22 protein-coding genes are annotated in these 23,359 nt (G+C 42.9%); 1 reads left to right on the top strand and 21 read right to left on the bottom strand.

Translation table 11 applies throughout. From position 1 onward, the window contains the following. Nucleotides 1-85: 85 nt before the first annotated feature. Both CES82_RS09115 and CES82_RS09110 read right to left on the bottom strand, forming a co-directional pair. Nucleotides 86-622 carry an HdeD family acid-resistance protein gene (locus CES82_RS09115; RefSeq protein WP_098825603.1) on the bottom strand — a complete coding sequence of 179 codons (537 nt, stop codon included), beginning with the start codon at nucleotides 620-622 and terminating at the stop codon, nucleotides 86-88. An 83-nt stretch (nucleotides 623-705) separates the two neighbouring features. Beyond that, nucleotides 706-1,524, bottom strand: a complete 819-nt coding sequence (locus CES82_RS09110; protein WP_098825602.1) for a LysR family transcriptional regulator — start codon at nucleotides 1,522-1,524, stop codon at nucleotides 706-708. Between the two features lie 114 nt (nucleotides 1,525-1,638). Between CES82_RS09110 and CES82_RS09105 the strand changes: the two genes are divergently transcribed. Continuing rightward, nucleotides 1,639-2,643, top strand: coding sequence for a YeiH family protein (locus tag CES82_RS09105; RefSeq protein WP_098825600.1), 1,005 nt, complete (start codon nucleotides 1,639-1,641; stop codon nucleotides 2,641-2,643). Between the two features lie 114 nt (nucleotides 2,644-2,757). On the opposite strand, the gene uvrA is transcribed toward CES82_RS09105, so the two are convergent. From uvrA to prfB, 19 genes are all read right to left on the bottom strand, one after another. Further along, nucleotides 2,758-5,622, bottom strand: coding sequence for an excinuclease ABC subunit UvrA (gene uvrA, locus CES82_RS09100; RefSeq protein WP_098825598.1), 2,865 nt, complete (start codon nucleotides 5,620-5,622; stop codon nucleotides 2,758-2,760). A 17-nt stretch (nucleotides 5,623-5,639) separates the two neighbouring features. After that, nucleotides 5,640-7,646: an excinuclease ABC subunit UvrB gene (uvrB, locus tag CES82_RS09095; RefSeq protein ID WP_098825596.1), complete on the bottom strand. Its 2,007-nt coding sequence runs from the start codon at nucleotides 7,644-7,646 to the stop codon at nucleotides 5,640-5,642. 171 nt (nucleotides 7,647-7,817) lie between these two features. Then, nucleotides 7,818-8,342, bottom strand: coding sequence for a GNAT family N-acetyltransferase (locus CES82_RS09090; protein WP_098825595.1), 525 nt, complete (start codon nucleotides 8,340-8,342; stop codon nucleotides 7,818-7,820). A 125-nt stretch (nucleotides 8,343-8,467) separates the two neighbouring features. After that, entirely contained in the window at nucleotides 8,468-9,412 is a 945-nt protein-coding gene (trxB, locus tag CES82_RS09085) for a thioredoxin-disulfide reductase (protein WP_098825593.1), read from the bottom strand. 136 nt (nucleotides 9,413-9,548) lie between these two features. Next, the gene (locus CES82_RS09080; RefSeq protein WP_098825591.1) at nucleotides 9,549-10,562 is read right to left on the bottom strand and encodes an NAD(P)H-dependent glycerol-3-phosphate dehydrogenase; all 1,014 of its coding nucleotides are present in this window, start codon (nucleotides 10,560-10,562) and stop codon (nucleotides 9,549-9,551) included. Between the two features lie 12 nt (nucleotides 10,563-10,574). Continuing rightward, a complete protein-coding gene (gene lgt, locus CES82_RS09075) occupies nucleotides 10,575-11,429 on the bottom strand; it encodes a prolipoprotein diacylglyceryl transferase (protein WP_098825589.1) in 855 nt (284 codons plus the stop codon). Nucleotides 11,430-11,468: 39 nt separating this feature from the next. Continuing rightward, a complete protein-coding gene (gene hprK / locus CES82_RS09070; protein WP_098825588.1) occupies nucleotides 11,469-12,407 on the bottom strand; it encodes an HPr(Ser) kinase/phosphatase in 939 nt (312 codons plus the stop codon). Between the two features lie 214 nt (nucleotides 12,408-12,621). Then, nucleotides 12,622-12,981 carry a phage holin family protein gene (locus CES82_RS09065; RefSeq protein WP_098825586.1) on the bottom strand — a complete coding sequence of 120 codons (360 nt, stop codon included), beginning with the start codon at nucleotides 12,979-12,981 and terminating at the stop codon, nucleotides 12,622-12,624. A gap of 9 nt (nucleotides 12,982-12,990) precedes the next feature. After that, complete coding sequence (locus CES82_RS09060; RefSeq protein WP_098825584.1) at nucleotides 12,991-13,284, bottom strand: PspC domain-containing protein; 294 nt, start codon at nucleotides 13,282-13,284, stop codon at nucleotides 12,991-12,993. 201 nt (nucleotides 13,285-13,485) lie between these two features. Next, nucleotides 13,486-14,148 carry a phosphate signaling complex protein PhoU gene (gene phoU / locus CES82_RS09055; RefSeq protein WP_098825582.1) on the bottom strand — a complete coding sequence of 221 codons (663 nt, stop codon included), beginning with the start codon at nucleotides 14,146-14,148 and terminating at the stop codon, nucleotides 13,486-13,488. A gap of 18 nt (nucleotides 14,149-14,166) precedes the next feature. Further along, nucleotides 14,167-14,922, bottom strand: a complete 756-nt coding sequence (gene pstB, locus CES82_RS09050; RefSeq protein WP_439959058.1) for a phosphate ABC transporter ATP-binding protein PstB — start codon at nucleotides 14,920-14,922, stop codon at nucleotides 14,167-14,169. Between the two features lie 9 nt (nucleotides 14,923-14,931). Further along, nucleotides 14,932-15,762, bottom strand: a complete 831-nt coding sequence (gene pstB, locus CES82_RS09045) for a phosphate ABC transporter ATP-binding protein PstB (protein ID WP_098825579.1) — start codon at nucleotides 15,760-15,762, stop codon at nucleotides 14,932-14,934. Between the two features lie 36 nt (nucleotides 15,763-15,798). Continuing rightward, nucleotides 15,799-16,683, bottom strand: a complete 885-nt coding sequence (pstA, locus tag CES82_RS09040; RefSeq protein WP_098825577.1) for a phosphate ABC transporter permease PstA — start codon at nucleotides 16,681-16,683, stop codon at nucleotides 15,799-15,801. Continuing rightward, a complete protein-coding gene (gene pstC, locus CES82_RS09035; RefSeq protein ID WP_098825576.1) occupies nucleotides 16,680-17,606 on the bottom strand; it encodes a phosphate ABC transporter permease subunit PstC in 927 nt (308 codons plus the stop codon). Before pstC ends, pstA begins: the two co-directional genes overlap by 4 nt. After that, nucleotides 17,599-18,486: a phosphate ABC transporter substrate-binding protein PstS family protein gene (locus tag CES82_RS09030; RefSeq protein WP_098825574.1), complete on the bottom strand. Its 888-nt coding sequence runs from the start codon at nucleotides 18,484-18,486 to the stop codon at nucleotides 17,599-17,601. Before CES82_RS09030 ends, pstC begins: the two co-directional genes overlap by 8 nt. 187 nt (nucleotides 18,487-18,673) lie before the next feature. Further along, on the bottom strand, nucleotides 18,674-20,053 hold the full coding sequence (gene pnpS, locus CES82_RS09025; RefSeq protein WP_098825572.1) for a two-component system histidine kinase PnpS: 1,380 nt from the start codon (nucleotides 20,051-20,053) through the stop codon (nucleotides 18,674-18,676). Then, on the bottom strand, nucleotides 20,046-20,756 hold the full coding sequence (locus CES82_RS09020) for a response regulator transcription factor (RefSeq protein ID WP_098825570.1): 711 nt from the start codon (nucleotides 20,754-20,756) through the stop codon (nucleotides 20,046-20,048). The genes pnpS and CES82_RS09020 overlap by 8 nt, the downstream gene beginning before the upstream one ends. 9 nt (nucleotides 20,757-20,765) lie before the next feature. Continuing rightward, nucleotides 20,766-21,920: a PDZ domain-containing protein gene (locus CES82_RS09015; protein WP_180245713.1), complete on the bottom strand. Its 1,155-nt coding sequence runs from the start codon at nucleotides 21,918-21,920 to the stop codon at nucleotides 20,766-20,768. A gap of 187 nt (nucleotides 21,921-22,107) precedes the next feature. Continuing rightward, nucleotides 22,108-23,224, bottom strand: a protein-coding gene (prfB, locus tag CES82_RS09010) for a peptide chain release factor 2 (RefSeq protein ID WP_180245712.1) whose coding sequence is annotated in 2 segments (ribosomal slippage) — nucleotides 22,108-23,163 and nucleotides 23,165-23,224 — 1,116 coding nt in all. Because the reading frame shifts where the segments join, the coding sequence is not laid out codon by codon here. Between the last annotated feature and the right edge of the window lie 135 nt (nucleotides 23,225-23,359).

Genomic DNA, 23,359 nt, shown 5'->3' with positions numbered 1-23,359 from the left:
ACTAATTTCCACCGGGTGTTTTGACAAAAAAACTGCCAATTCCTATTCATAAACTGGCAGCACTTAAAATTGATATTTTCCGTTCTCACCGTCTTGCAAACGCCAACATGATCGCATTAATGCCAAAAACAATGAGGTAAAACCCAATCAGCCAAGTAACCGACATCATTGCAATCACTGGGTTAATCAGCAGTAAAACACCCAGCATCAGTGACAAAACGTCCAGAATGATAGACGCGATAAAATAGCCAGTGCCAAAGTCACGCAAATGTGCGACAACGATTAGCCGTTCAATCGCATCAATGATGAACCAGAACGCTACCACATAACCTAAAACAACGATACCGCTACTAGGTTTAATAATAAAGAACAGCCCAATCAGTAAATCAATAATGGCTAAAATGAAGGCCCCAACTGCCCAATTGCCAACAAAATCTCGCAGTTTACTAACACCTGATAATGTAGTGAGCCCACTAAGAATTGCTAAAAAGCCAAAAATGACTGACATGGCGGTTAAGCTAACACGTGGCATACCAATTACTACATAGGCAGCTATCAAGCTTAAGACACCCGTGATCAGCTCATGCCAATCGAATCCCCACCGAGGTTGCATACTAAACATATTGCTCACTCCAATCTTATATACGGTTGATATAAATCCATCATAGCGATTGTAAGCATTGAGAACAACCCACACCCAAAAAACTAATGCAGCATTACTCTGCTGAGAACGTTTCTTAGGTCCGCTAATTGCACATTAGGTTGACGATCCAATCCAATGAGATAAAAATGACGGTGATACTGTTGCCCCAGTGACTGACGAACGACCTCAGGAGGAAGGACACCCTCTGACATGAGCGTTTTGCCGATACCCTGCGTTAATAAACCAATGATACTTTGATTACTGTCCACAACTAATGTCTGTTGCGGTACAATTCCCTGCTCATGCAAGTACGCCTCCGTGTAATGACGCACACCAGACCCAGGTTCTCGTAACAGCCACAGTTTTTCATCCGGGTGACCTGCCAATACAAGCTGATCGCCAGGTACCTCGGTTTGCTGAACATAATCGGCAACAATCGGTTTTTCAATGATGCCATAGGCAACTTTACGATCAACAACAGCCTTTAGGATACTCTCTGAATTCATTGTTTGGATTTCAAATTGAAACCGCGAGTCGGCTAACAGTGATTCAATTACCCGGGGCATCAATTCCACCGAGGTGGTTTGTGAAAACCCTAAAACAACTTTTATCTTTGACTGCTCTGCCGTTTGTTTAAGTTGCTCGTACCCCTGCTTCCAAGTGCGCTGCAACTGTTCAGCCGTAGCATAAAGTTTAACTGCTGCTGGCGTTGGCTGTACCTGTCGATGACCACTACGGTCGAACAGGCTTAGACCCAGTTGCTTTTCTAATTGATTAATTTGCACAGAAACACTCGGTTGAGAAATAAATAATTGCTTTGCGGCTAATGAAAAATTCCGGGTTTCATATACGGCCATAAAAGTTATTAAGAGTTTATCCACGGTTTGCCTCCAACTATTAAAAATATTAATAGAATCTATTATAATTTGATATTTTATTAATGATACCAATTTCTGTATACTTCAACAAGTATAAAGAGGGAGGAGTCAATATTTATGAAACCTGAACGTGCAGTTTTGCCTGGACTTAGCCTTAGTTTTGTCATTGCCATTATTAGCCAATTGATCAATTCATTTTTGCTTAAAGGCATTGGCGCACCAACAGTTGCCTTATTAATTGGCATTCTACTGGGAAACACCATTATTCGCCAACCTGTTTGGCAGAGTGGGACTGCTTGGTCCGAAAAACGGCTGTTAGAATATTCCGTACTGCTGCTAGGCGCCACCATCACCTTTCAGACGATTCGTGAATTACATCTAACAGGAGTCGCTTTTATTTTACTTCAAATGACCATCACGATTTGCGGTGCACTTTTACTTGGTAAGTTGCTGCACTTTTCCGAAGGGATGACCTTACTCATGGCGGGTGGTAACGCGGTCTGCGGCTCTTCAGCGATTGCGGCGATCACGCCAGCCATTGAAGCAAAAGATGAAGAAAAACGTCTAGCTGTCACACTGGTCAACCTCATGGGAACCATTCTAATGCTCACTTTGCCAGTCATCGGTTTACTAGCCTTCCATCACGATAACTTTTTACGAGGTGCGTTGATTGGCGGCACCGTTCAATCCGTTGGTCAAGTCATTGCCAGTGCAACCATGGTCAATGAACCAACTACCACCTACGCTACACTCTTTAAAATTTTACGTATCATTATGTTAGTAGCCGTGGTTGTGATTTTTAGTCGGATTCATCAGCACAACCAGTCTGCTCAAGGAGTTGAATCCACCGTCCAAAATAGTTGGCGTCGTGCCTTGCCCTGGTACGTAGTGGGTTTTGTGGTATTATGTGCGCTTAACTCTTGGTTTCACTTTAATCCAGCAGTTTCAGGCTTAGCTCATGGCCTTTCTGGTTGGTGCGAAGTCACCGCACTGGCTGCCATCGGTCTTCGTTTAAACTTTGCTGCGTTCGTTAAAGCTGGTAAAAAACTCGCCCTATATGGTGGCGGTCTGTTAGTTATTCAAGTTACCAGTGCACTGATTTTAATTACAGTTCTGCTTTAATGAGCCAAACAAACGTATGATACAAAATAAGCGATATCCTGAATTTAATCGGGATACCGCTTATTTTAATCGGAAACTGAATCACAACGCGAACAGCTTTCCAAAATCTTTTTATTAATTTTTAACGGTTTTAGCCTGTTGTGCTTCCGCCATCCGTTTTTTGTCCCGCTGGAGGATTGGGCCTAAGTATTGCCCAGTGTAGCTTTCCTTTACCTGAGCAATTTCTTCAGGCGTTCCAGTAGCAACCACTTGGCCGCCACCCTCGCCACCTTCAGGTCCTAAATCAATCAGATAATCAGCAGTTTTAATCACGTCCAAGTTATGTTCAATAATCAAAACCGTATTACCATTATCAACTAACCGGTGCAACACATCTAACAGACGCTTGATATCATCTGTGTGTAAACCGGTAGTCGGTTCGTCAAGAATGTAGAAGTTCTTACCATCTGCTTTTTTCTGTAATTCAGCAGCAAGCTTCATCCGTTGAGCTTCCCCACCTGATAACGTGGTTGCTGACTGACCTAATGTGACATACCCTAAGCCAACATCGTGAATCGTTTGTAATTTACGAGTAATCTTAGGAATCGCACTGAAGAAATCTAATGCTTGATCTACCGTCATGTTCAGTACATCCGCAATATTCTTACCCTTGTACTCAACTTCAAGGGTTTCTGAATTATATCGGCTGCCATGACAAACTTCACAAGGCACGTAGACGTCTGGTAGAAAGTTCATCTCAATCTTTAAAATACCGTCACCATGACATGCTTCGCAGCGACCGCCCTTGATGTTAAAACTAAAGCGGCCCTTTTGATAGCCACGTAGCTTAGCTTCGGTGGTTTGAGCAAACAACCCCCGAATATCATCAAACACACCCGTATAAGTTGCCGGGTTGCTTCGTGGTGTCCGGCCAATGGGGCTTTGATCAATGTTGATGATTTTTTCAATGTTTTTAATACCGCTAACTGACTTGTATTTTCCGGGTTTTTCCGAATTATGGTTAATCTTCTGGGCTAACACTCGCTTTAAAATCGTGTTAACCAGTGTCGATTTACCAGAACCAGAAACACCAGTTACCACCACAAATTCGCCTAGAGGAAAATCGACGGTAATGTCCTTAAGGTTATTTTCGGCAGCTCCAGTAATTCGGATTTTCTTACCGTTACCCTTGCTGCGTTCAGTTGGTACTGGTACAAATTTTTTACCCGCTAGATACTGCCCAGTCAAAGATTTCTTGACCCGCGTCACCTGTTTTGGCGTCCCAGCAGCCATAACTTCACCACCATTAGCACCAGCTCCTGGACCAATATCGATGAGGTAGTCAGCCGCTAACATGGTATCTTCATCATGCTCAACGACAATCAGCGTGTTACCTAAATCACGCATCTTCTTTAAAGAAGCAATCAACCGATCGTTATCACGCTGATGCAACCCAATGGAAGGCTCATCCAAGATGTACAAAACACCGGATAAATTAGAACCGATTTGTGTTGCTAACCGAATTCGCTGAGCTTCCCCACCAGATAGCGTTCGAGCAGAACGACTTAACGTCAAATAATCTAACCCGACGTTTTCCAAGAAGGTTAACCGGTCACGAATTTCCTTTAGGATTGGTTTAGCAATCGTTTCGTTTTGTTCACTAAAGTGTAACTTCTCGAAGAACGGCAACTCTTTACTAATTGCCAAATCAGAAACTTCACCAATGTGATGACCATCAATTTTAACGGCCAGTGCCTTACGATTCAGTCGATAACCGTGACAAGTTTGGCAAGTTAATTCACGGAAATACTGCTGCATCTGACCTTGGGTAAAGTCTGAACCGTTATGATAACGACGTTCCACATTATTGATAACTCCTTCAAATGGCGCATCCGTTTCGCGAACACCACCGAAATCACTGTCCAAAACAAAGTGGTAGCTCTTTCCCTTTGAACCATATAGGACAAATTGCCGGTCTTTATCGGCTAATTTCTCCCAAGGGGTGTCCATATCAATACCGGCCTGTTCACAAGCTTGACGCAACATTTCTGGATAGTACTTAGAACTGGAATCCCAAGGCGCAACTGCACCCTCACGCAACGTTTTGGTCGTGTCGGGAACAATCAAATCTGGATCCACTTCTAACTTCATTCCCAGACCGTCACAGTCTGGGCAAGCCCCAAACGGTGCATTGAATGAGAATAGGCGTGGTTCAAGTTCACCAACAGTGAACCCGCAAACTGGGCAAGCATAGTGTTCAGAGAACATGATGGGTTCACCATCAATTAAGTCAGCAACAGCGTAACCGCCGCTTAAGCGCAGTGCTGCTTCGAAGGAATCGAATAAGCGGGAACGAATCCCGTCTTTGACGACAATTCGGTCAACAACGATATCAATTGAATGCATTTGATTCTTATTCAAATCAAGCTCTTCATCGACATCGTGAACTTCACCATCGATACGAACACGAACAAAACCTTCACGCTTGATTTTCTCGAAGATCTTTTTATGCTGGCCTTTCTTCTCCCGCACAATTGGCGACAAAATTTGTAATTTAGTTCGTTCAGGTAGCGAGAGTACGCGATCAACCATCTGTTCAACGGATTGACTGGAAATTTCAGTACCGTCATTGGGACAAATTGGCGTACCAACTCGAGCCCATAATAACCTCAGGTAGTCATTGATTTCAGTAACGGTCCCCACTGTCGAACGAGGATTTTTTGAAGTTGTTTTTTGGTCGATTGAAATGGCCGGCGAAAGTCCATCAATGGAATCGACATCCGGCTTATCCATTTGACCTAAAAATTGGCGGGCATAAGCAGACAAGCTTTGAACATAACGTCGCTGTCCTTCAGCGTATAAGGTATCAAACGCCAACGAACTTTTCCCAGAGCCTGACAATCCAGTAACAACCACCAATTTATTCTTGGGAATCTTCACGTTAATGTTCTTTAAGTTGTGGGCCCTTGCCCCATGAATATCAATATAATCGTTTGCCAAAAACCATGTCCCCCTTATTACCCGTCTAGTTCAGTCTTTAATTCTAAGATGGTATCACGTAACGTTGCAGCATGTTCGAAATCCAGTTTCTTCGCTGCGCTGCGCATTTCATCTTCTAGGCGTTTGATCATGCCTTGCTGTTCTTCAGACGTCATCGATTCAAAGTCAGTTTCAACAAAGTCATCCTTCTTACCGGCGTTTTCATCCGGTTTGGTGACGCTGATCAAATCACGAATATCTTTTTTAATTGTTTTAGGTGTGATGCCATGCTTTTTATTATAGGCAATTTGGACTTCACGCCGTCGAGCCGTTTCATCCATCGCCCGTTTCATAGAATCCGTCACGGTATCGGCATACATAATAACCGCACCATGTTCGTTACGAGCGGCACGGCCCATAGTTTGAATCAATGACCGTTCATTACGCAGGAAGCCTTCCTTATCAGCATCTAAAATAGCCACTAGTGAAACTTCAGGCACGTCGATCCCTTCACGTAGCAGATTAATCCCAACCAGCACATCGTACTTACCAAGTCGTAGATCACGGATGATTTGGGTCCGTTCCAGTGTCTTAATATCACTATGCAGATAAGCAACCTTAATCCCTAAGTCCTTTAGATAATCACTTAAATCTTCCGCCATCTTCTTAGTTAAAGTGGTGACAAAGACCCGTTCGTTCGCATCGATCCGTTTATTGATCTCACCGACTAAATCATCCATTTGACCCATGATTGGACGAACTTCTACCGTTGGATCCAATAACCCAGTTGGTCGAATAATTTGCTGAACAACAGTATTTGTCTGATCCAATTCGTAGTCTCCAGGTGTAGCAGACATATAGACAACTTGATTAATGTGTTTTTCGAATTCAGCAAGCTTTAACGGCCGATTATCCAGCGCACTTGGTAACCGGAAACCATAATCGATCAATTGCTGCTTCCGTGAGCGGTCACCGTTATACATTCCACGAACTTGTGGCATGGTAACGTGAGATTCGTCTACAACCAGCAGAAAATCTTTAGGGAAGAAATCCAGCAACGTATACGGCGGTTCACCAGGTTTACGGCCATCCATAAAGCGCGAATAGTTCTCAATACCGTTGGTGTAACCCATTTCCCGCAACATTTCAATATCGTAGGTAGTTCGTTGCTTAAGCCGTTGTGCTTCCAGCAACTTACCTTCTTTTTCAAAGTATGCCAAGCGGTCTTTCAATTCGGCTTCGATCCCCGTAATCGCGCGGTCCATAATATCATCATTCGTCATAAAATGAGTTGCAGGGAAAATGGCAACGTGATCACGATCACCAATAATTTCACCCGTTAATGCATCAACTTCTCGAATACGATCGATTTCATCGCCAAAAAACTCGACCCGCAACGCGTGTTCATCGTGAGAAGCGGGAAAAATCTCCAGCACATCACCATGAACACGGAAACGACCACGTTGAAAATCAATATCGTTACGTTCAAATTGAATATCTACTAGTTTACGCATGAGATCATTTCGCTCAATTTGCTCACCAACTCTAAGTGTTACCGTGTGGTTCTTATATTCAGTTGGATCCCCTAAACCAAAAATAGAGGAAACCGAAGCCACCACGATCACATCATTACGTTCAAGCAGTGAACTGGTTGCAGAGTGTCGCAACTTATCAATTTCATCATTAATGGAAGAATCCTTCTCAATATACGTATCACTTGATGGTACATAAGCTTCGGGTTGATAGTAATCATAATAACTGACAAAAAACTCAACGGCATTATTGGGGAAAAATTCCTTAAACTCACCATACAACTGTCCAGCCAACGTTTTGTTATGGGAAAGAATTAGTGTTGGCTTATTCACATTTTTGATCACGTTGGAAATGGTAAACGTTTTCCCAGTTCCAGTCGCACCCAACAGTACTTGAGCCTTTTTACCCTGTTCGATACCCGCTGTCAATTCTTTGATTGCTTCGGGTTGATCCCCTGTGGGCTGATACTTTGAAACGAGGTCAAACTGACGATTTTCCTGCCGTTCAATCATAAATGGCTTACCCCCTTAATTTCAGTACACGATAAAAGCAGGAAAGCAGCTGCCTTCCCACATATGTTTGTCTATTCTAACATAGCGAACGTATTTTCGCCAACGAAAGAATCAACATCAAATAAAATTCACCTAAAGCCTGGTTTAACGGGATTCCAAAGGCTATTCAGTCTATAACGTTTTTTGATAAATCAGGGCATCCATAAATGTCTGACCGACCTGTGTTCGCGTTTCACTCACTGTTTCAAATTGGGCATTTTCGTAAAAATCACGGTTAGCCTGATCAGCTTTTAAAACCAGTAATTGAACTTGTACCGCCGTTAATTGCTTTAAAACATTCAGAATTTGATCTAGAATCTTAGCCCGCTCACTAGTTGACACTTGGCTCTCATCAACAAAATACTGGCCGAGCCAGACTAACTGAGGCAACGGATAATCAATCGTCAAATCGAGAGTTGCCACCAGCTGATCATCATTGAATAAACCTAAATAATGCTTCTGACTAGCTGTTGCCTCACCGGCAATTTCATCTAAATCAGAAACTGCTTCACGCTTCGTTAATTTGTGATCTAAGAACAAATCAAAGAATTTTTGGTGCTGCTTTTGCAACTGGTAAATTTGATTGTCATCGTCATGAGTCAGGTCCCGAACGTCATAGTCGAGCTGGTTGGATAATTGCTTAGCAAGTGTTTGCATGTTTGATGTCCCCTTTTTAGTTAACAGTTCTACTTCATTATATAGTAACTTACCGGAATTACGACTTTATTTAACTAAACTCAAAAAAGGGAATGGCCAGCGACCATTCCCTTAAAAAATCCTAATTATTTAACGACTGCACTACTGTCAGCCAATGATTCAATGTACTTAAACACCTGTTGGCCAGCCATACCACCGTCACCGACAGCGGTCGTAATTTGACGCAGATCTTTAACCCGGACGTCACCGATTGCGAAGATCCCGGGAACCTTAGTTTCCATGTGATCATTCGTTTCGATCCAGCCCATCTCGTCAGTAATCCCAAGATTAGTAAACTGCTCAGTCTTAGGTAAGATACCAACGTAAATGAAGACACCGCTAGCATCGATAGTGGTTTCTTCACCAGTCTTGTTGTTCAGAACTTTAACGCCAGTAACTTTTTGGTCGTCCCCAAGGATTTCCTTAACGTTACTGTTCCAGACAAAGTTCATCTTTTCGTTTGCAAAGGCACGATCTTGGAGGATCTTTTGTGCCCGTAACTGATCACGACGGTGAATGACGGTCACTTTAGAGGCTAATTGAGTTAAGTAAAGTCCCTCTTCAACAGCGGAATCACCCCCGCCGACTACGATGACTTCACGACCCTTAAAGAAAGCACCATCACAAACGGCACAGTACGAAACACCACGTCCACCGTAAGTATCCTCACCCGGAACACCTAACTTACGGTACTCTGAGCCGGTTGCAATAATCACAGCTTTAGTTTCATAGGTATCCGAATCCGTTGTCACTACTTTGGTAGCACCATGATCTTCAACGGATTCTACACTACCATAAGCGTACTCGGCACCAAACTGAGTGGCACCTTTGTACATATCCTCTGCTAAATCGGGTCCCATGACCGATGAAAAACCAGGGTAGTTTTCAATGGCCGCAGTGTTGTTCATCTGACCGCCATAGATTCCGCGATCTAACATGAGGACGGATAAGTTGGCACGGGATGCATAAAGCGCAGCAGTCATCCCGCCAGGACCTGCACCAATTACAATTACATCATACTGTTTAGCCATACTGCTTCCCCTTTCAAGCGCAACAAGTGCGACACTGAGTGTTTATTTAAATATTAATAGTTTCAAAGACGAAACCTAGTCTACTATCTTTTTGTAAGTTTGTCGAGAAATAAGATTGCACACAAGCAACCTGTCATTAAAACTCTGAACGACCTTCACGCATCATTAAGTCCGAAATTGCTTTACGAATATCCTTGCCTTCGTAAAGAACTTGGTAGATAGCTTCCGTGATTGGCATTTCAACGCCACGCTGTTTGGATAATTCGTAGGCTGCCTTAGTAGTAGCAACCCCTTCAATAACCATTCCCATAGTATCGATGACTTCTTCTAGTGTTTGACCTTTTCCAAGTTCGTCACCCGCACGATAATTACGGGAGTTTTGACTAGTTCCAGTCACAATGATATCGCCAACACCAGCTAATCCGGTGAAAGTCTGTGGGTTAGCCCCAAACGAGGCACCTAGCCGTGAAATTTCAGCCAGGCCACGGGTCATTAAAGCCGCTTTAGCGTTGTCGCCATAGCCAAGACCGTTTAATGCACCGGTACCCAGCGCAATGATATTTTTCAAGGCCGCAGCAATTTCCACACCGATCACGTCACTGTTGGTGTACACCCGGAAATAGCGATTCATAAATAATTTCTGGGTATGCTTGGCAGCATCTTGGTCAGTACTAGCAGCAGTGACAAGGGTAATATCCCGCTTGGCAACGTCTTCCGCATGGCTTGGTCCTGAAAGAACTGTGATGGCTGCCCGAAGATCAGCAGGTATTTCTTCAGCCAGAATTTCAGAAACCCGCTTGTAAGTGCCTTGTTCAATCCCTTTGCTGGCGTGAATAATTTGCGGTTTAGTGTGCAACTCTTCAAGGACCGCTTTAGCTTCACCGGCAACCGAACGCACAGCCTTAGTAGGAACAACAAACAGTACGGTGGTTGCACCTGCCAGCGCCTGCTTCAAATCTGAGTAGGCTTTAAGGGTTTCAGAATACGTAAAATCCTTTATATAATGCGTGTTAGTGTGCTTTTCATTGAGTTCTTTAACCTGATCAGGATTATATGACCAAAGTGAAACTTCATTGCCATTTTCATCCAATAAGTTTGCCAAAATACTACCCCAAGAACCTGCGCCTAACACTGCAATTTTTTCAGACATAGTAAATTCTCCTTAATTTTTAGCCTGCTGGGCTTTTTTTGAATACGGATTACCATCCAAATACATTGAGACCTGAGAACCAAGTCGCCGACGATAAATAATGAGGCCAATTGCACCAATAAACAATACCACGGATAACAGCTGCGAAACTCGAATGGCGTTAAACAGCATTAAACTATCTGTCCGCATACCTTCGACAAAGAACCTACCAAACGAATACCAGATCACGTAGCTTAAGAATACTTCACCCTGTTTAAATAATCCCGGCCGATGGCGCAGGCTCATCAAAACAATAAACCCTAGGATATCCCAAGTAGATTCATACAAAAACGTGGGCTGCCGATAAGCACCGTTGATCAGCATTTGAGAAATAATGAAATGCGGTAAGTGTAAACCTTGAAGGAAACTCAAACTGGTAATTTGACCAAAAGCTTCTTGGTTCATAAAATTACCCCAACGTCCAATCCCCTGTGCCATAATGACTGTTGGTGCGGCAATATCGAGCATTAACCATACCGGAATAAACCGTGAGCGACAGAAAAAGAATACGACGATACCAGCGCCAATCAGTGAGCCATAAACAGCAATGCCACCATCCCAAACGCGTATAATTTCTGCTGGATGTTGCGCATAGTAAGGCCACTCAAAGGCCACGTAATAAATCCGAGCTGCAATAATAGCAGCGGGTAATGCCCACAAAATCATATCATATATATCATCGGAATCAACGTTTCGGCGACTCCCTTCGCGAACGGCCAAAGTGACCGCAATAATAACTGCACTGGCAATAATAATGCCGTACCAGTGAACCTGTATCGGCCCCAGATGAAACGCAATGGGGTTTAGTGCTGCAAGGATTCCTCGCAAAAGTGCCACCTCTTAACTTTCAGCTATATTTATTTTAATTTATTCATGCTTTGAATTTTTCTTAATCAAGCGATTTAAGTTTTGATCAAAGACTTTTGTTGCGTCATAGCCCATTGAGCGTGCCCGGAAGTTCATGGCTGCTGCTTCAATAATAATGGCTAAATTACGCCCAGTTTTAACTGGAACCGAAATCTTAGGGATTTCAACGTCAAAAATCTTTTGAGTTTCGGAACCACTGCCTAACCGGTCAAATTTTTTATCCGGCGTCCAAGCTTCAAGGTGAACAATCAGTTCAATATCAGTCTCACTTCGAACGGCTCCAGCGCCAAATAAATTCATGACGTCAATGATCCCAATACCACGAATTTCCAGCAAATGAGATAAAATAGCTGGTGCTGCACCAACTAATGTCTGCTCGTCTTGTTGGTAAACTTCTACCCGATCATCCGCAATTAAACGGTGACCACGTTTAACAAGCTCCAAAGCAGTTTCACTCTTACCAACACCAGAGTCCCCAGTAATCAGAACCCCAACACCATAGATATCAACCAAAACACCATGAAGTGACTGTCGCTCAGCTAACTTACCTTCCAGATAGTTAGTCATATTACTCAAAACTCTGGAAGTCGTCATCTTAGTCCCAAGGATTGGAATACCCGTTTCTTTTGCCGCCTGAAGCAATTCTTCTGGCGGTTCAAGTTGGGTTGAAATTACAAAGGCAGGCGTTTCAGGCTGACACATCTGCCTCATCACTGATAACAGATCTTCATGACTCATTCCCTTTGCAAAAGAAGTCTCAGTAATTCCCAGTAACTGAATCCGCTTAGCTGGATAGTAATTAAAATACCCCGTTAACTCAAGACCTGGGCGTGAAATATCACTGGTGGAAATTTTTCGGTCTTCCAAAAGATCATCACCGTAAAGGACATCAAGCCGAATATTTTTAACTAAATCAGCAACCGTTACACTATCTGCCAAATTATTGACCACTACTGGTACATCAAAATGCATGCTCACTAAAGCGCTATCACTTTAGTTTCCCGGTTAGCTATCGGGTATTTTATGATGCTCCACTTAACTACCATCCTCATCTAAAACCTGTTTAGCTAACACCAGCCAGTAGCGGCTCGCCCTTCTTTCCGAATCCGGTCTTAATGAGAACTGTGAAGGTGAAAATTTTACATCAAATATCTTAATTGCTTCTACGTCCATGACCCACATAGTTAGAAATCACTGCGTTGCAAAGCGACATTAAAATGGCAACCAACAGCGCGGTACCAAACGAATTAAAGTGAAAATCATTGCCAACCAGCATTGATGTTAGCTGCAGCATCACCCCATTGATCACAATACTAAACAATCCTAGCGTAACCACCGTGATTGGTAACGATAACACCACTAAAAACGGTTTTACCAGTGCATTTAAAAGCGACAGCACCACACTCGCCAATAACGCAACCCACGGACTAGCAACGTAAAAACTTGACCTTAAAAAACCAGCCAGTGCCATAAATAACACTGTGTTGATTAAAATTCGAACCCAAAATTTCATATCGACAACTCACTTTTTATCTGTGTCTTCTTCAGTAACATCATGGAGTTCTTTTCGAGAACGTGATTGCTGCCCCGCTCCCCAAAATGTCGAGTGATGCATTGTTCCAGAATCTTCTGGAATCAATACAGTGAGCAGCAAATAAACTAATAGACCAAACAAAATATGGCCCGGATAAATCGTCAGGATAACAAAAATAACACGAACCAGCGTTGCACTAATCCCAAAATACGCTGCGATTCCTCCTAGCACCCCGGTTAATATCCGCTTTGACGACCGTGTTAGTCGGCGTTTGCTATTCATCAAAAAATCACCTCATTTCTAGCTACCAATTACAAAGTCAGTGAGCTGTTTAAACCTAACTGAATCCAAAAGTAACTTGAATTTTGCTACTAGAATCATTATACCCACTCAGATGGAGATAGACAATTCAATCGTGTCCCTATGTTGAATTCCACAAAAGGCCAGCAGTTATCAGTCGACAACTACTAGCCTTAAAATAGCTTATTTCATTAATTTTAATTCCACGATTTGACCAGTTTTCAGATAAACGATCCACTCACCAACGTTGGTTAAATAATCGGCAATCCGAACCAGATCTGCTGCCACGTTATTGTAATTCATGGCGGCAACTAAAACATCTGCATCCGAGGCAATCTCGTTATAGCTGGCACGCATAATCTGATCCCGGTATTCAATTAACTGATCATTAACCGTTACCAATGCTTTGGCAGCTTCTTCGTCCTTATCAACATAGGCTTGAATGGCCTGTTTCACCATGTCAGTGGTCAAATGGCCCATTTCGGCAAGCTGTGTCTCAATCTCAGCTACTCGGGTGTTACCTTTGACTTCAATCGTTGCGTGAGCAATATTTCGGGCATGGTCTCCAGCTCGCTCCAAATCAGAAACCGCCTTTAAAATAGTGACCACTTCCCGTAAATCCGATGTCACCGGCTGATAGAGTGCAATAATTTCAAAGGATTTGGACTCCAATTGAATCTCACGTTCGTTAATATCATGATCGTGGTCAATGATTGCCTGTGCTGATTGACGATCATGGTTAATAAACGCATCAACTGATTGCTGCACCACATTACTGACTAAGATACCCATTTCAGTAAAACCGTTGTCAAGTTCATCTAGTTCTTCATCAAATAAGCGTCTCATTGATACCCTCCTCAGGTTTTATCCAAAACGGCCACTAATATAATCTTCGGTTTCCTTACGTGCTGGATTCATGAAGATTTTCTTAGTGTCGTCAACTTCTATCACTTCACCATTCATAAAGAAGGCCGTGCGATCAGATATTCTTGATGCCTGCTGTAAGTTATGGGTCACGGTAATGATTGTATAATCGGTTCTTAATTTTAACAAAGTCGATTCAATTTGGCTACTGGAAATTGGGTCTAGGGCACTAGTCGGCTCGTCCAGTAAGATAATTTGCGGAGAAACCGCTAACACCCTCGCAATGCAGACCCGTTGCTGCTGACCGCCCGACAAAGATAATGCACTTTCATGTAAATGATCCTTGACCTCGTCCCAAACAGCGGCTTGTTTCAAACTCGTTTCAACCACTTGATCTAAATACTCGCGATTTTTCTCCCCTGCTAACTTTAGACCAAAGGCAACATTATCATAGATTGAAAAGGGAAACGGATTGGGTTGCTGAAACACCATCCCAATTTCCTTTCGTAACGTCACTAAATCAGTCTGAGGCGCATAAATATCTTGGTCACGAAACTTAATGGTACCAGTGATCGTCACGTTGGGAATTAAATCATTCATCCGGTTAAGGGTTCTCAAGTAGGTCGACTTGCTTGAACCTGAAGGACCAATTAAGGCTGTAATGCCACCTTCTTCAAAGGTCAAATCAATCCCTTTTAAGGCTTCATTTTGACCATAATAAACGTGAAGATCGTGCGTTTCTAACAGGTTAGTCATAATGTCCTCCTAGCCAAAGTCCCCGGCAACATAGTCATTAGTCAATTGCACCTTGGGACTGGTAAAAATCTGTGACGTTTCATCGTATTCCAGTGCCCGCCCCATATTAAAGAATGCGGTATAATCACTGATTCTAGCGGCCTGTTGCATATTATGGGTCACAATAATAATCGTGTAATCTTCTTTGAGTTTCAGCAACGTTTCTTCCAATTTACTGGTGGAAACCGGATCCAGGGCACTTGCCGGTTCATCCAGCAATAAGATATCTGGTTTGACAGCAATGGCGCGTGCAATACAAAGTCGCTGCTGCTGACCACCTGATAGCGCAAGCGCACTTTTAGTCAACTTATCTTTAACTTCATCCCAAATGGCAGCTTGCTTAAGACTAGTTTCAACAACTTCATCCAGTTCCTTCTTGTCAGTCACACCCCGACGTTTTAATGCGAAGGTGATATTGTCGTAGATCGATTTTGAAAAGGGGTTGGGCCGTTGAAAGACCATGCCGATTCGTCGTCGCATTTCGTAAACATCGATTTCTGGTCGATTCACGTCCACACCGCGGTACAGGATTTCACCACTGACGCGAGCAATGCCGTCATTCATCCGGTTCAATGACCTGAGATAAGTTGATTTACCTGAGCCAGACGGTCCAATCAGCGCTGAAATCTGGTGTTCAGGAAACTTTAAATCACCTTCATGGATAGCTTCATTATCACCGTAATAAACGTGAAGCTGCTGTGTTTCCAATACGATTGGTTGTTGACTTTTGAGGCTGGGATCCACGATATTTCGTTCCAGCCACCCGTCATCTAAACGCGGGCTTGAGGGATTAATCAGCATTTTTATTCCTCCCGATAATGACTTTCAACAAACTGACTACCCCGCTGTTAGTCGTTTAAACAACCGATGACCAACAAACCGAGCGAGTAAATTAAAGCCTAGAACTGAAATGACAAGCACTGCAGAAGCACCAGAAGAAATTGCCTTGGCATCCGGCATAATACCTTCCGAGTTAATCTTCCAAATGTGAACGGCTAAGGTTTCAGCAGGCCGCATTGGATTTAAGGGACTGGAAATATTAAACGGATTCCAGTCTGTAAAATTTAATGCCGGTGCGCTTTGACCAGCAGTGAAAATTAAAGCAGCAGCTTCACCGAAGATTCGACCAGCACTTAAAATCACACCGGTTAAAATGGTTGGTAGCGCGGCTGGCACAATGATGTGAAGGACCGTTTCCCATTTGGACAATCCCAGAGCCAGACCACCCTCACGCTGCTCATCTGGCACTGCAGCTAAGGCTTCTTCAATGCTGCGAGTTAGTAGCGGCAAGTTAAAGAATGTTAGGGCAAATGCACCAGAAAGTATTGAAAAACCAAAACCGAACTGAACGACAAAGACCAGGAAGCCAAACAACCCAACCACCACTGAAGGTAACGAACTCAAAATCTCAATGGCAGTTCGAACCAGGGACGTCAACCAGTTTTGTTTAGCATACTCGTTTAAGTAAATACCCGCACCTAGCGCAATCGGGAAAGAAATGATCATCGTTAAAATTAGCAGATAGAACGAATTAAATAGTTGAATGCCGATGCCGCCGCCAGCGGTAAATGCTTTAGCGGGAGACGTCAGAAAATGCCAGCTTAATGCGGGCAAGCCACTAATAATGATGTACCCTAACAACGCAGCTAAGATTACTACTATAGTGCTAGCGATGACGTAAAGTGTTGCAATGGCAATTTGATTACTGACTTTGGAATTCATTTGGACATTGCCCCCTTTCGGCCAATCATTCTGATCACAAGGTTAAAAATCAACGACATCATGAGCAGAACCAGTGCCAGCGACCATAACGCGTTATTTTGCAGCGATCCCATGACCGTATTACCAATACCCGTAGTCAAGACTGACGTCAGTGTGGAGGCCGGTGAAACTAGATTGGTTGGTAGCAAAGCAGCGTTCCCAATGACCATCTGAACAGCTAGTGCTTCACCAAAAGCTCGAGCCATGCCAAACACAACCGCAGTTAGCATTCCAGGAGTTGCTGCCCTTAAAACCACTTTATAAATTGTTTGCCATTGCGTGGCGCCTAAGGCCAACGCCGCTTCGCGATAATATCGTGGTACGGATCTCAAAGCGTCTACGCTCATTGAAGTCACCGTTGGTAAAATCATCACGAACAGCACAAAAGTACCTGCTAAGATACCAAAACCACTGCCCCCAAAAATATTCCGAATGGCTGGCACAACAACGGTTAAGCCAATAAAGCCATAAACTACTGAGGGAATACCAACCAGCAATTCAATCACTGGCTGCAAAAGTTTAGCTCCCCGATGCGGTGAAATCTCATTCATAAAAATGGCGGTGCCAATAGCAAATGGTGTGGCTAGTAATGCCGATAAGATCGTCACTACAAAGGAACCACTAATCATGGGCAGGGCACCAACTTCTGGCTGTCCCTTTGCATTCGTCACGTTAGGGTTCCAATCCTTGCCAGTTAAAAAATCTATGATATTAACGTGATTCGAGAAAAAAGTAGCGAGCCCCTTAGAAGCGACAAAAATGATAATCGCAAAAACGGTCACCGTGATGAGCATTAAAGCCAGAAAGCTAACCGTTTTCCCCAACCGTTCCAGCTTGGCAGCTTTCGAACGTTTGAGCAGTTGTTTTTGTAATTTATTATTCATGACTTGCCTCCACTTTATGCACTCTTCCCTGTCCATCTCGAGTAACGTTCATATCTGCCATGCTGATATAGACTAAACGCCGAACCAGTGAATTTTGAATTTGTCGAGATTGAACGTATTTAATGAATCGTTGAGCCAATGGTTGAGGCGTTTTACTCGTATACATATGTTCATATGACCAGATTGGCCACTCATTACTGGCCACGTTTTGATTGGTTGGTGCCACACCATTTAGGCTGACAGCTTGCACCGACTTATCAACGTAGGAAAAACCAACATAACTAATTGCACCTGGAGTGGTTGAGACAATTTGTCGAACCATTCCAGATGAATCTTGTTCTTGAGCTGCGATGCTGCGATGATTCTTAAGGCCAAACCGTTCAAAGGTGGTACGGGTACCGCTCCCCTGCGCACGGTTTAAAATGACGATTTTTTGATTATTGCCACCAACCTGAGACCAGTTGCGTACTTTCCCAGTAAAAATATTAATCAACTGCGTCGTGGTTAACTGATGGACACCTACTGATTGATTAACGATTGGCGTGATGCCCACAACCGCCACCCTGTGATCTTGAAGTCGGTTCGCTTTAATGCCTTTTTGCTCTTCAGCGAAAATGTCCGCATTACCAATATCCACTGCGCCTTCTTGAACCTGACTAAGCCCTGTTCCTGAACCGCCACCCTGTACATTAATAAACGTACCCAAGTGATGGGTCGAATAGTCTTCACCAGCAGCCTCTACTAATGGCTGTAAAGCAGTGGATCCCACTGCTGTAATGGTCATGTTTGCCTTATTGACTTGCCTAGTTTGATACGCCCAGCCGCCTAGAACGATCAGGCCAACTACGAGTAGGCACTCAATCCACCGCTTTTTTCGCATGTTCAAGCCTCCCATTTTATCTTTCAAAAATTAGTATATCGAGACAATGTAAATGTAATGTACATTTCTTTGTAAAGGTTATGTAAACATTCTTGATTTACTACTATACCAATCTTCGGTTAGACAAAAAGGATCCTAAATATTCAATAATCTGAATATCTAGAATCCACCAAAAATCATTTTATTATTACTGTTTAACAGGAAACGAAACGGAGAAAGCACTACCGACGCCACGTTGACTTTCAACTGAAATCTGGCCTTGTAGAGACTGGACCAATTCCAACACAATTGCTAACCCTAATCCTGTACCGTTAACAACTTGTTTCGTACGCGAAGCATCGACCCGATAAAACCGTTCAAAGATTCTTGACTGCTCGTTTTGAGCAATGCCAATACCTGTATCCGTTACCTTCAACGTCCATTGTTGCTCGTCAACTGCATAATCGATGGTTACCGAACCATCTTCACGATTATACTTAATGGCATTAGACACTAAATTCTTGATAATTTCAACTAACTTGCCTTCATCGCTACGTTGCACGGTACCAAGCGGCACCTGATTAATCAACGTAACGTGCTTTACTGAAGTCATTTGCTGCAACGTGCTTAACTGTTCATCGACTAAATTAGAAACATCAACATCAGTTATTTTTTGTTGGGAAATCGATTGCGATTCAATTCTGGAAATCGACAAAACATCTTGAATCAATTCAGTTAGCCGCTTACTTTCCCTTTGGATAATGTCCAAAAATTGATCCAAGGTTTCGGGATCATTCTTTGCACCGGCCTGTAACGTCTCAGCAAAACCAGAAATCGCAGTTACAGGTGTTTTTAGTTCATGAGAAGCGTTGGATAGGAAGTCCATTTGCATCTTTTCAACCGCGTAAATTTCGGTTACATCATACAGTAAAACTAAAATTTGAAAGAAATCTTCCGAAGTTGACGTATAGATGACCGATGCCTCCACCCGTTTTTCAGTTGGCATCCCTGGCAGCGTGATGACTTTTCGTTTGGATTGCTTATTAGTAAAAACTTGGCCAATCAAAGAAACCAGCTCAAACTGATGGATATCTTGCGTATACGGATGCCGTCTACTACTAATATCCGTTTGCAAAAATTCCGCCATTGCCGAATTAGCCATTTCAACTTTTCTATACCGATCAATCACCATCACGCCAATGGGAAGGTAGGATAGCAACAATCGCAGTTCCTCTCCCTGCTGAGCCTTGTCACGCAGAACCTTCTGCTGATGGGTCTGCAAGTGATTGATTGCCATTGCCAAATCGTAATAATCGCTATCTTGACGTAACAGAATATGAGCTGGCTCTTCGTCTTTCAACATGCCTTCAACTTTATGTGTCATTGCAACCACTGGCTGCTGGCGATACCGAAAAAGCCAGTTAAAGAGAGCCACTTCAATCGCCGAAACGATCAAATCTAGCATCGCTAACTGAGTATACACATGTGCAACGATTTGCTGATCTATAAGTAACTGGGCAACTAAGATAAAGACCAGCATATTGATCACCAGCACGCCCAAATACTCTAAACTAATCCGTTTAACCATGCTGCGGTACCTCAAAACGATACCCAAAACCACGCACAGTCTTTAAATAAACAGGGTGTTTGGGATCAGTTTCAATCTTGTCTCGTAAATGTGAAATATGAATATCCACCATTCGCGTCTGACCAGCATAATCAAACCCCCATACCCCTTCAAGCATTTGATCACGTTTCAAAACTTGATTGGGTCGCTTAACTAGGTAAATTAACAGCTCAAATTCTTTTGGCGTCAGTTTAACCTTACGACCATCGACGGTAACGGTGACCGTTGACTGATCAATGACAATGTTACCGACACGCAATTGCTGACTCTCATCAAAACGAGTTTCTCTGTCAGTCTTTCCCTGTGTCCGTCGTAGAACCGCTTTTAATCGTGCTAATACTTCTCTGGGACTAAACGGCTTGGTAATGTAATCATCTGCACCCAGTTCCAGTCCAAATACCTTATCAAATTCATCCGTCTTCGCTGTTATCATCAAAATTGGTGTATCAACTTTTTCTTGACGCAGTTTTTTGGTGACTTCCACACCATCTAACCCTGGTAACATCAGATCCAATAAAATTGCATCGAAATGCTTTTTTTTAGCCATCTCAACTGCATCAGGACCATTAGTAGCAGTATCCACTTCAAAATTAGCTTTTTCCAAATTGTAGGTTAGCAGCGTTACAATTGCTGGTTCGTCATCAACAACTAAGACTCTTTGCATAGGGCCCTCCTAATCTTTAAACATCACAATACCAATCTCATGCGGTGAACCGTCAAAAATTGCAGTTTCAGTTACTTTCAAATCACCTTCAGGCGTCTGAATTTTAAGGTGACAATAGGTTGGGTCAGACAATAATGCTTCGTAAAAACTAGTTTCTGAATGTACCGGTTGCTGATTGCAAGTAGTGATAATATCACCAACCTGGATGTCCATTTTTGCAGCAGGTGTTTCCGGTTTAATTCCTAATACTCGCACACCATGATCAACTTTAGAGTACCAAAATGACTGTCGTCGATCATGCCACCGTGTTTTTAGTAGACAGCCGATATAGCCCACATAGGCTAGCCCCAAAATAATCCAAGCAGCAGGTTGACTCAATAACGCAACGATTCCGCCTATCAGAACTAAAATACTAAGAACCAGAAATGACTTTGCCAACCGTTTAAAAGCCATCCTAGGATTTTGCTTAAAAATTGTCAGGTGTAAACCTAAAAGTATTGGCAAAAACAACGGTGTGACGTGTGTGCCACCAAGTGATAATACAGGCCAAAAAGCCAAATGGGCGCTGATAAAATCTCCCGGAATCAAGACTAAGGTTGGCACAACTAACAGTTCGTTAAAGGGATAGCCTGCGATAAGTTTACCCCGTTTTTGGGCAAAAATTTTGGGCGAAGCAAACCGACCACCCGTTTTTTTTAGCCAACGACTCAGCAAGAATAAGACGGCCGACAGTAGCATTATTAAGACAGCAATCTTTACTGGTTGACGGGAGAATCCCAACTGTCGCAACAGTGCCATCACTGGGTGGCTAAAACTAGCTTTATCGAACCAGTCATACAATACCACGGTTCCCACAAAAATGGTGATTGGAAGTCGTGAACCCAGGCCAAAAATAATTGCAATTAGTGCAAAAACTGAGTAACAAACCCACCAGCCAATAGGCACCGTCATCCCAACAGCAAATGAAACGACTGACATTACTAGCCCCCAGAAAAGACTTAATAATACAAAATGCCGCACTTCAAATTTGTCAGAATAAACTGCGCTACCGAAAGCTCGTCGTTCCCGTTTAATCCGGCGATCAGCTGTCCACCATTCGTAAATCAACCCAAACCACCAAACCGGTTGAGCTACCAAACTTAATATTAATAATCCTATTGTCATCATTAACACCTGCATTTTCATTATCAGTTTCTAAAAGAAGTATAGCATAAACCTATTACACCCGCTTTCTTGCTTTAAGATACTCTTTATCAATAATAGCGTATTTGATATATGGCGTTAACCAATTGAACAGTATTAAAAAACGTCTAACTTTTCAATTAAAAAATATGTTAGACGTTGTTCATCATCAGTCAGGGTTTGCTTGCTCCAACTGATATTGCAGGTACGCATTAATAAAGGGATCTAAATCACCGTCCATGACCGCTTGACCATTCCCGGTTTCGTAGTTAGTCCGGTGATCTTTTACCATGGTATAGGGGTGGAAAACGTAAGAGCGAATCTGAGAGCCCCAGCCGATATCCAACTGTTCACCTTCAATTGCTGCCTTTTGCTTCGCTTTCTTTTCTTCTTCTCGTTCATATAGCTTAGCTTTCAGCATATTCATCGCCGTTTGACGGTTTTGAAGCTGTGAACGTTGGGCCTGACTAGCAACCACGATTCCCGTTGGCTCATGTGTAATTCGAACCGCTGAAGAGGTTTTGTTAACGTGTTGGCCACCAGCACCACTAGCACGATAAACATCAACCTTCAAATCTGCTGGATTAATTTCGACATTAACGGAATCATCCAATTCGGGTAAAACGTCTACTGATGCAAACGAGGTATGTCGTCGACCAGCGGAATCAAACGGTGAGATTCGAACTAGTCGATGAACCCCTTTTTCTGACCGTAAATAACCATAAGCGTTATGTCCAGAAATCAGAATGGTAACTGAACTGATTCCTGCCACTTCACCTGCTTGGTAGTCTAGGGTCTCCACAGTAAAATCATGCTGTTCGGCCCAACGCGTATACATTCTTAACAGCATCGAACCCCAATCTTGAGACTCAGTGCCACCTGCTCCTGGATGAATTTCCAAAATAGCGTTATTAGCATCATAAGGTTCATTTAAAAGAAGGGTGAGTCGATATTGTTGCAAATCCTTCTTGAGTTTAGCCAGGTTATCTTCCAATTCGCCTTGAACTTCTGCATCCGGTCCTTCTTCCAACAACTCAACTGCCACAGAAATATCATCCAATTGATTTTTTAAATCTTGGTACGATTCTGATTTCGCTTTTAGCTGATTAGTCTCATCAATTAACTTTTGTGCCTTAGACTGGTTATCCCAAAACCCGGGTTCAGCCATTTTTGATTCATTGATTGAAATACTTTCATTCAGGGCATCTAAGTCAAAGAGACCTCCCAAAGCCATTGATTTCACTAGTCATGGCTTTTATATCACGTTTAATATCACTGAGTTCCATTACCTCTTACCTCCAGATTAATGCTCTTAACTTAAAATCAGCCTTAACAATACCGCGTATGTGATTATTTCCTCTAGATACGAAAAATCCGCATGACCAAAGTCATACAGATTTTCATTTGGTCGGTAATCACAC

It is taken from the genome of Secundilactobacillus silagincola (assembly GCF_002583405.1).
Classification (GTDB): Bacteria; Bacillota; Bacilli; order Lactobacillales; family Lactobacillaceae; genus Secundilactobacillus; species Secundilactobacillus silagincola.
This window is presented reverse-complemented; position numbering and strand designations above follow the sequence as displayed.

Bases quoted from the DNA above. Each gene is read 5' to 3' on its own strand.
- CES82_RS09065 (WP_098825586.1), bottom strand. From the start codon at position 12,981: ATGAAATTTTGGGTTCGAATTTTAATCAACACAGTGTTATTTATGGCA.
- pstC (WP_098825576.1), bottom strand. From the start codon at position 17,606: ATGAATAATAAATTACAAAAACAACTGCTCAAACGTTCGAAAGCTGCC.
- uvrB (WP_098825596.1), bottom strand. From the start codon at position 7,646: ATGATTGAACGGCAGGAAAATCGTCAGTTTGACCTCGTTTCAAAGTAT.
- CES82_RS09080 (WP_098825591.1), bottom strand. From the start codon at position 10,562: ATGTCTGAAAAAATTGCAGTGTTAGGCGCAGGTTCTTGGGGTAGTATT.
- pstB (WP_098825579.1), bottom strand. From the start codon at position 15,762: ATGCTGATTAATCCCTCAAGCCCGCGTTTAGATGACGGGTGGCTGGAA.
- CES82_RS09090 (WP_098825595.1), bottom strand. From the start codon at position 8,342: ATGCAAACACTTGCTAAGCAATTATCCAACCAGCTCGACTATGACGTT.
- CES82_RS09115 (WP_098825603.1), bottom strand. From the start codon at position 622: ATGTTTAGTATGCAACCTCGGTGGGGATTCGATTGGCATGAGCTGATC.
- CES82_RS09015 (WP_180245713.1), bottom strand. From the start codon at position 21,920: ATGACAATAGGATTATTAATATTAAGTTTGGTAGCTCAACCGGTTTGG.
- CES82_RS09105 (WP_098825600.1), top strand. From the start codon at position 1,639: ATGAAACCTGAACGTGCAGTTTTGCCTGGACTTAGCCTTAGTTTTGTC.
- pnpS (WP_098825572.1), bottom strand. From the start codon at position 20,053: ATGGTTAAACGGATTAGTTTAGAGTATTTGGGCGTGCTGGTGATCAAT.
- CES82_RS09020 (WP_098825570.1), bottom strand. From the start codon at position 20,756: ATGCAAAGAGTCTTAGTTGTTGATGACGAACCAGCAATTGTAACGCTG.
- CES82_RS09060 (WP_098825584.1), bottom strand. From the start codon at position 13,284: ATGAATAGCAAACGCCGACTAACACGGTCGTCAAAGCGGATATTAACC.
- trxB (WP_098825593.1), bottom strand. From the start codon at position 9,412: ATGGCTAAACAGTATGATGTAATTGTAATTGGTGCAGGTCCTGGCGGG.
- pstA (WP_098825577.1), bottom strand. From the start codon at position 16,683: ATGAATTCCAAAGTCAGTAATCAAATTGCCATTGCAACACTTTACGTC.
- pstB (WP_439959058.1), bottom strand. From the start codon at position 14,922: ATGACTAACCTGTTAGAAACGCACGATCTTCACGTTTATTATGGTCAA.
- CES82_RS09030 (WP_098825574.1), bottom strand. From the start codon at position 18,486: ATGCGAAAAAAGCGGTGGATTGAGTGCCTACTCGTAGTTGGCCTGATC.
- phoU (WP_098825582.1), bottom strand. From the start codon at position 14,148: ATGAGACGCTTATTTGATGAAGAACTAGATGAACTTGACAACGGTTTT.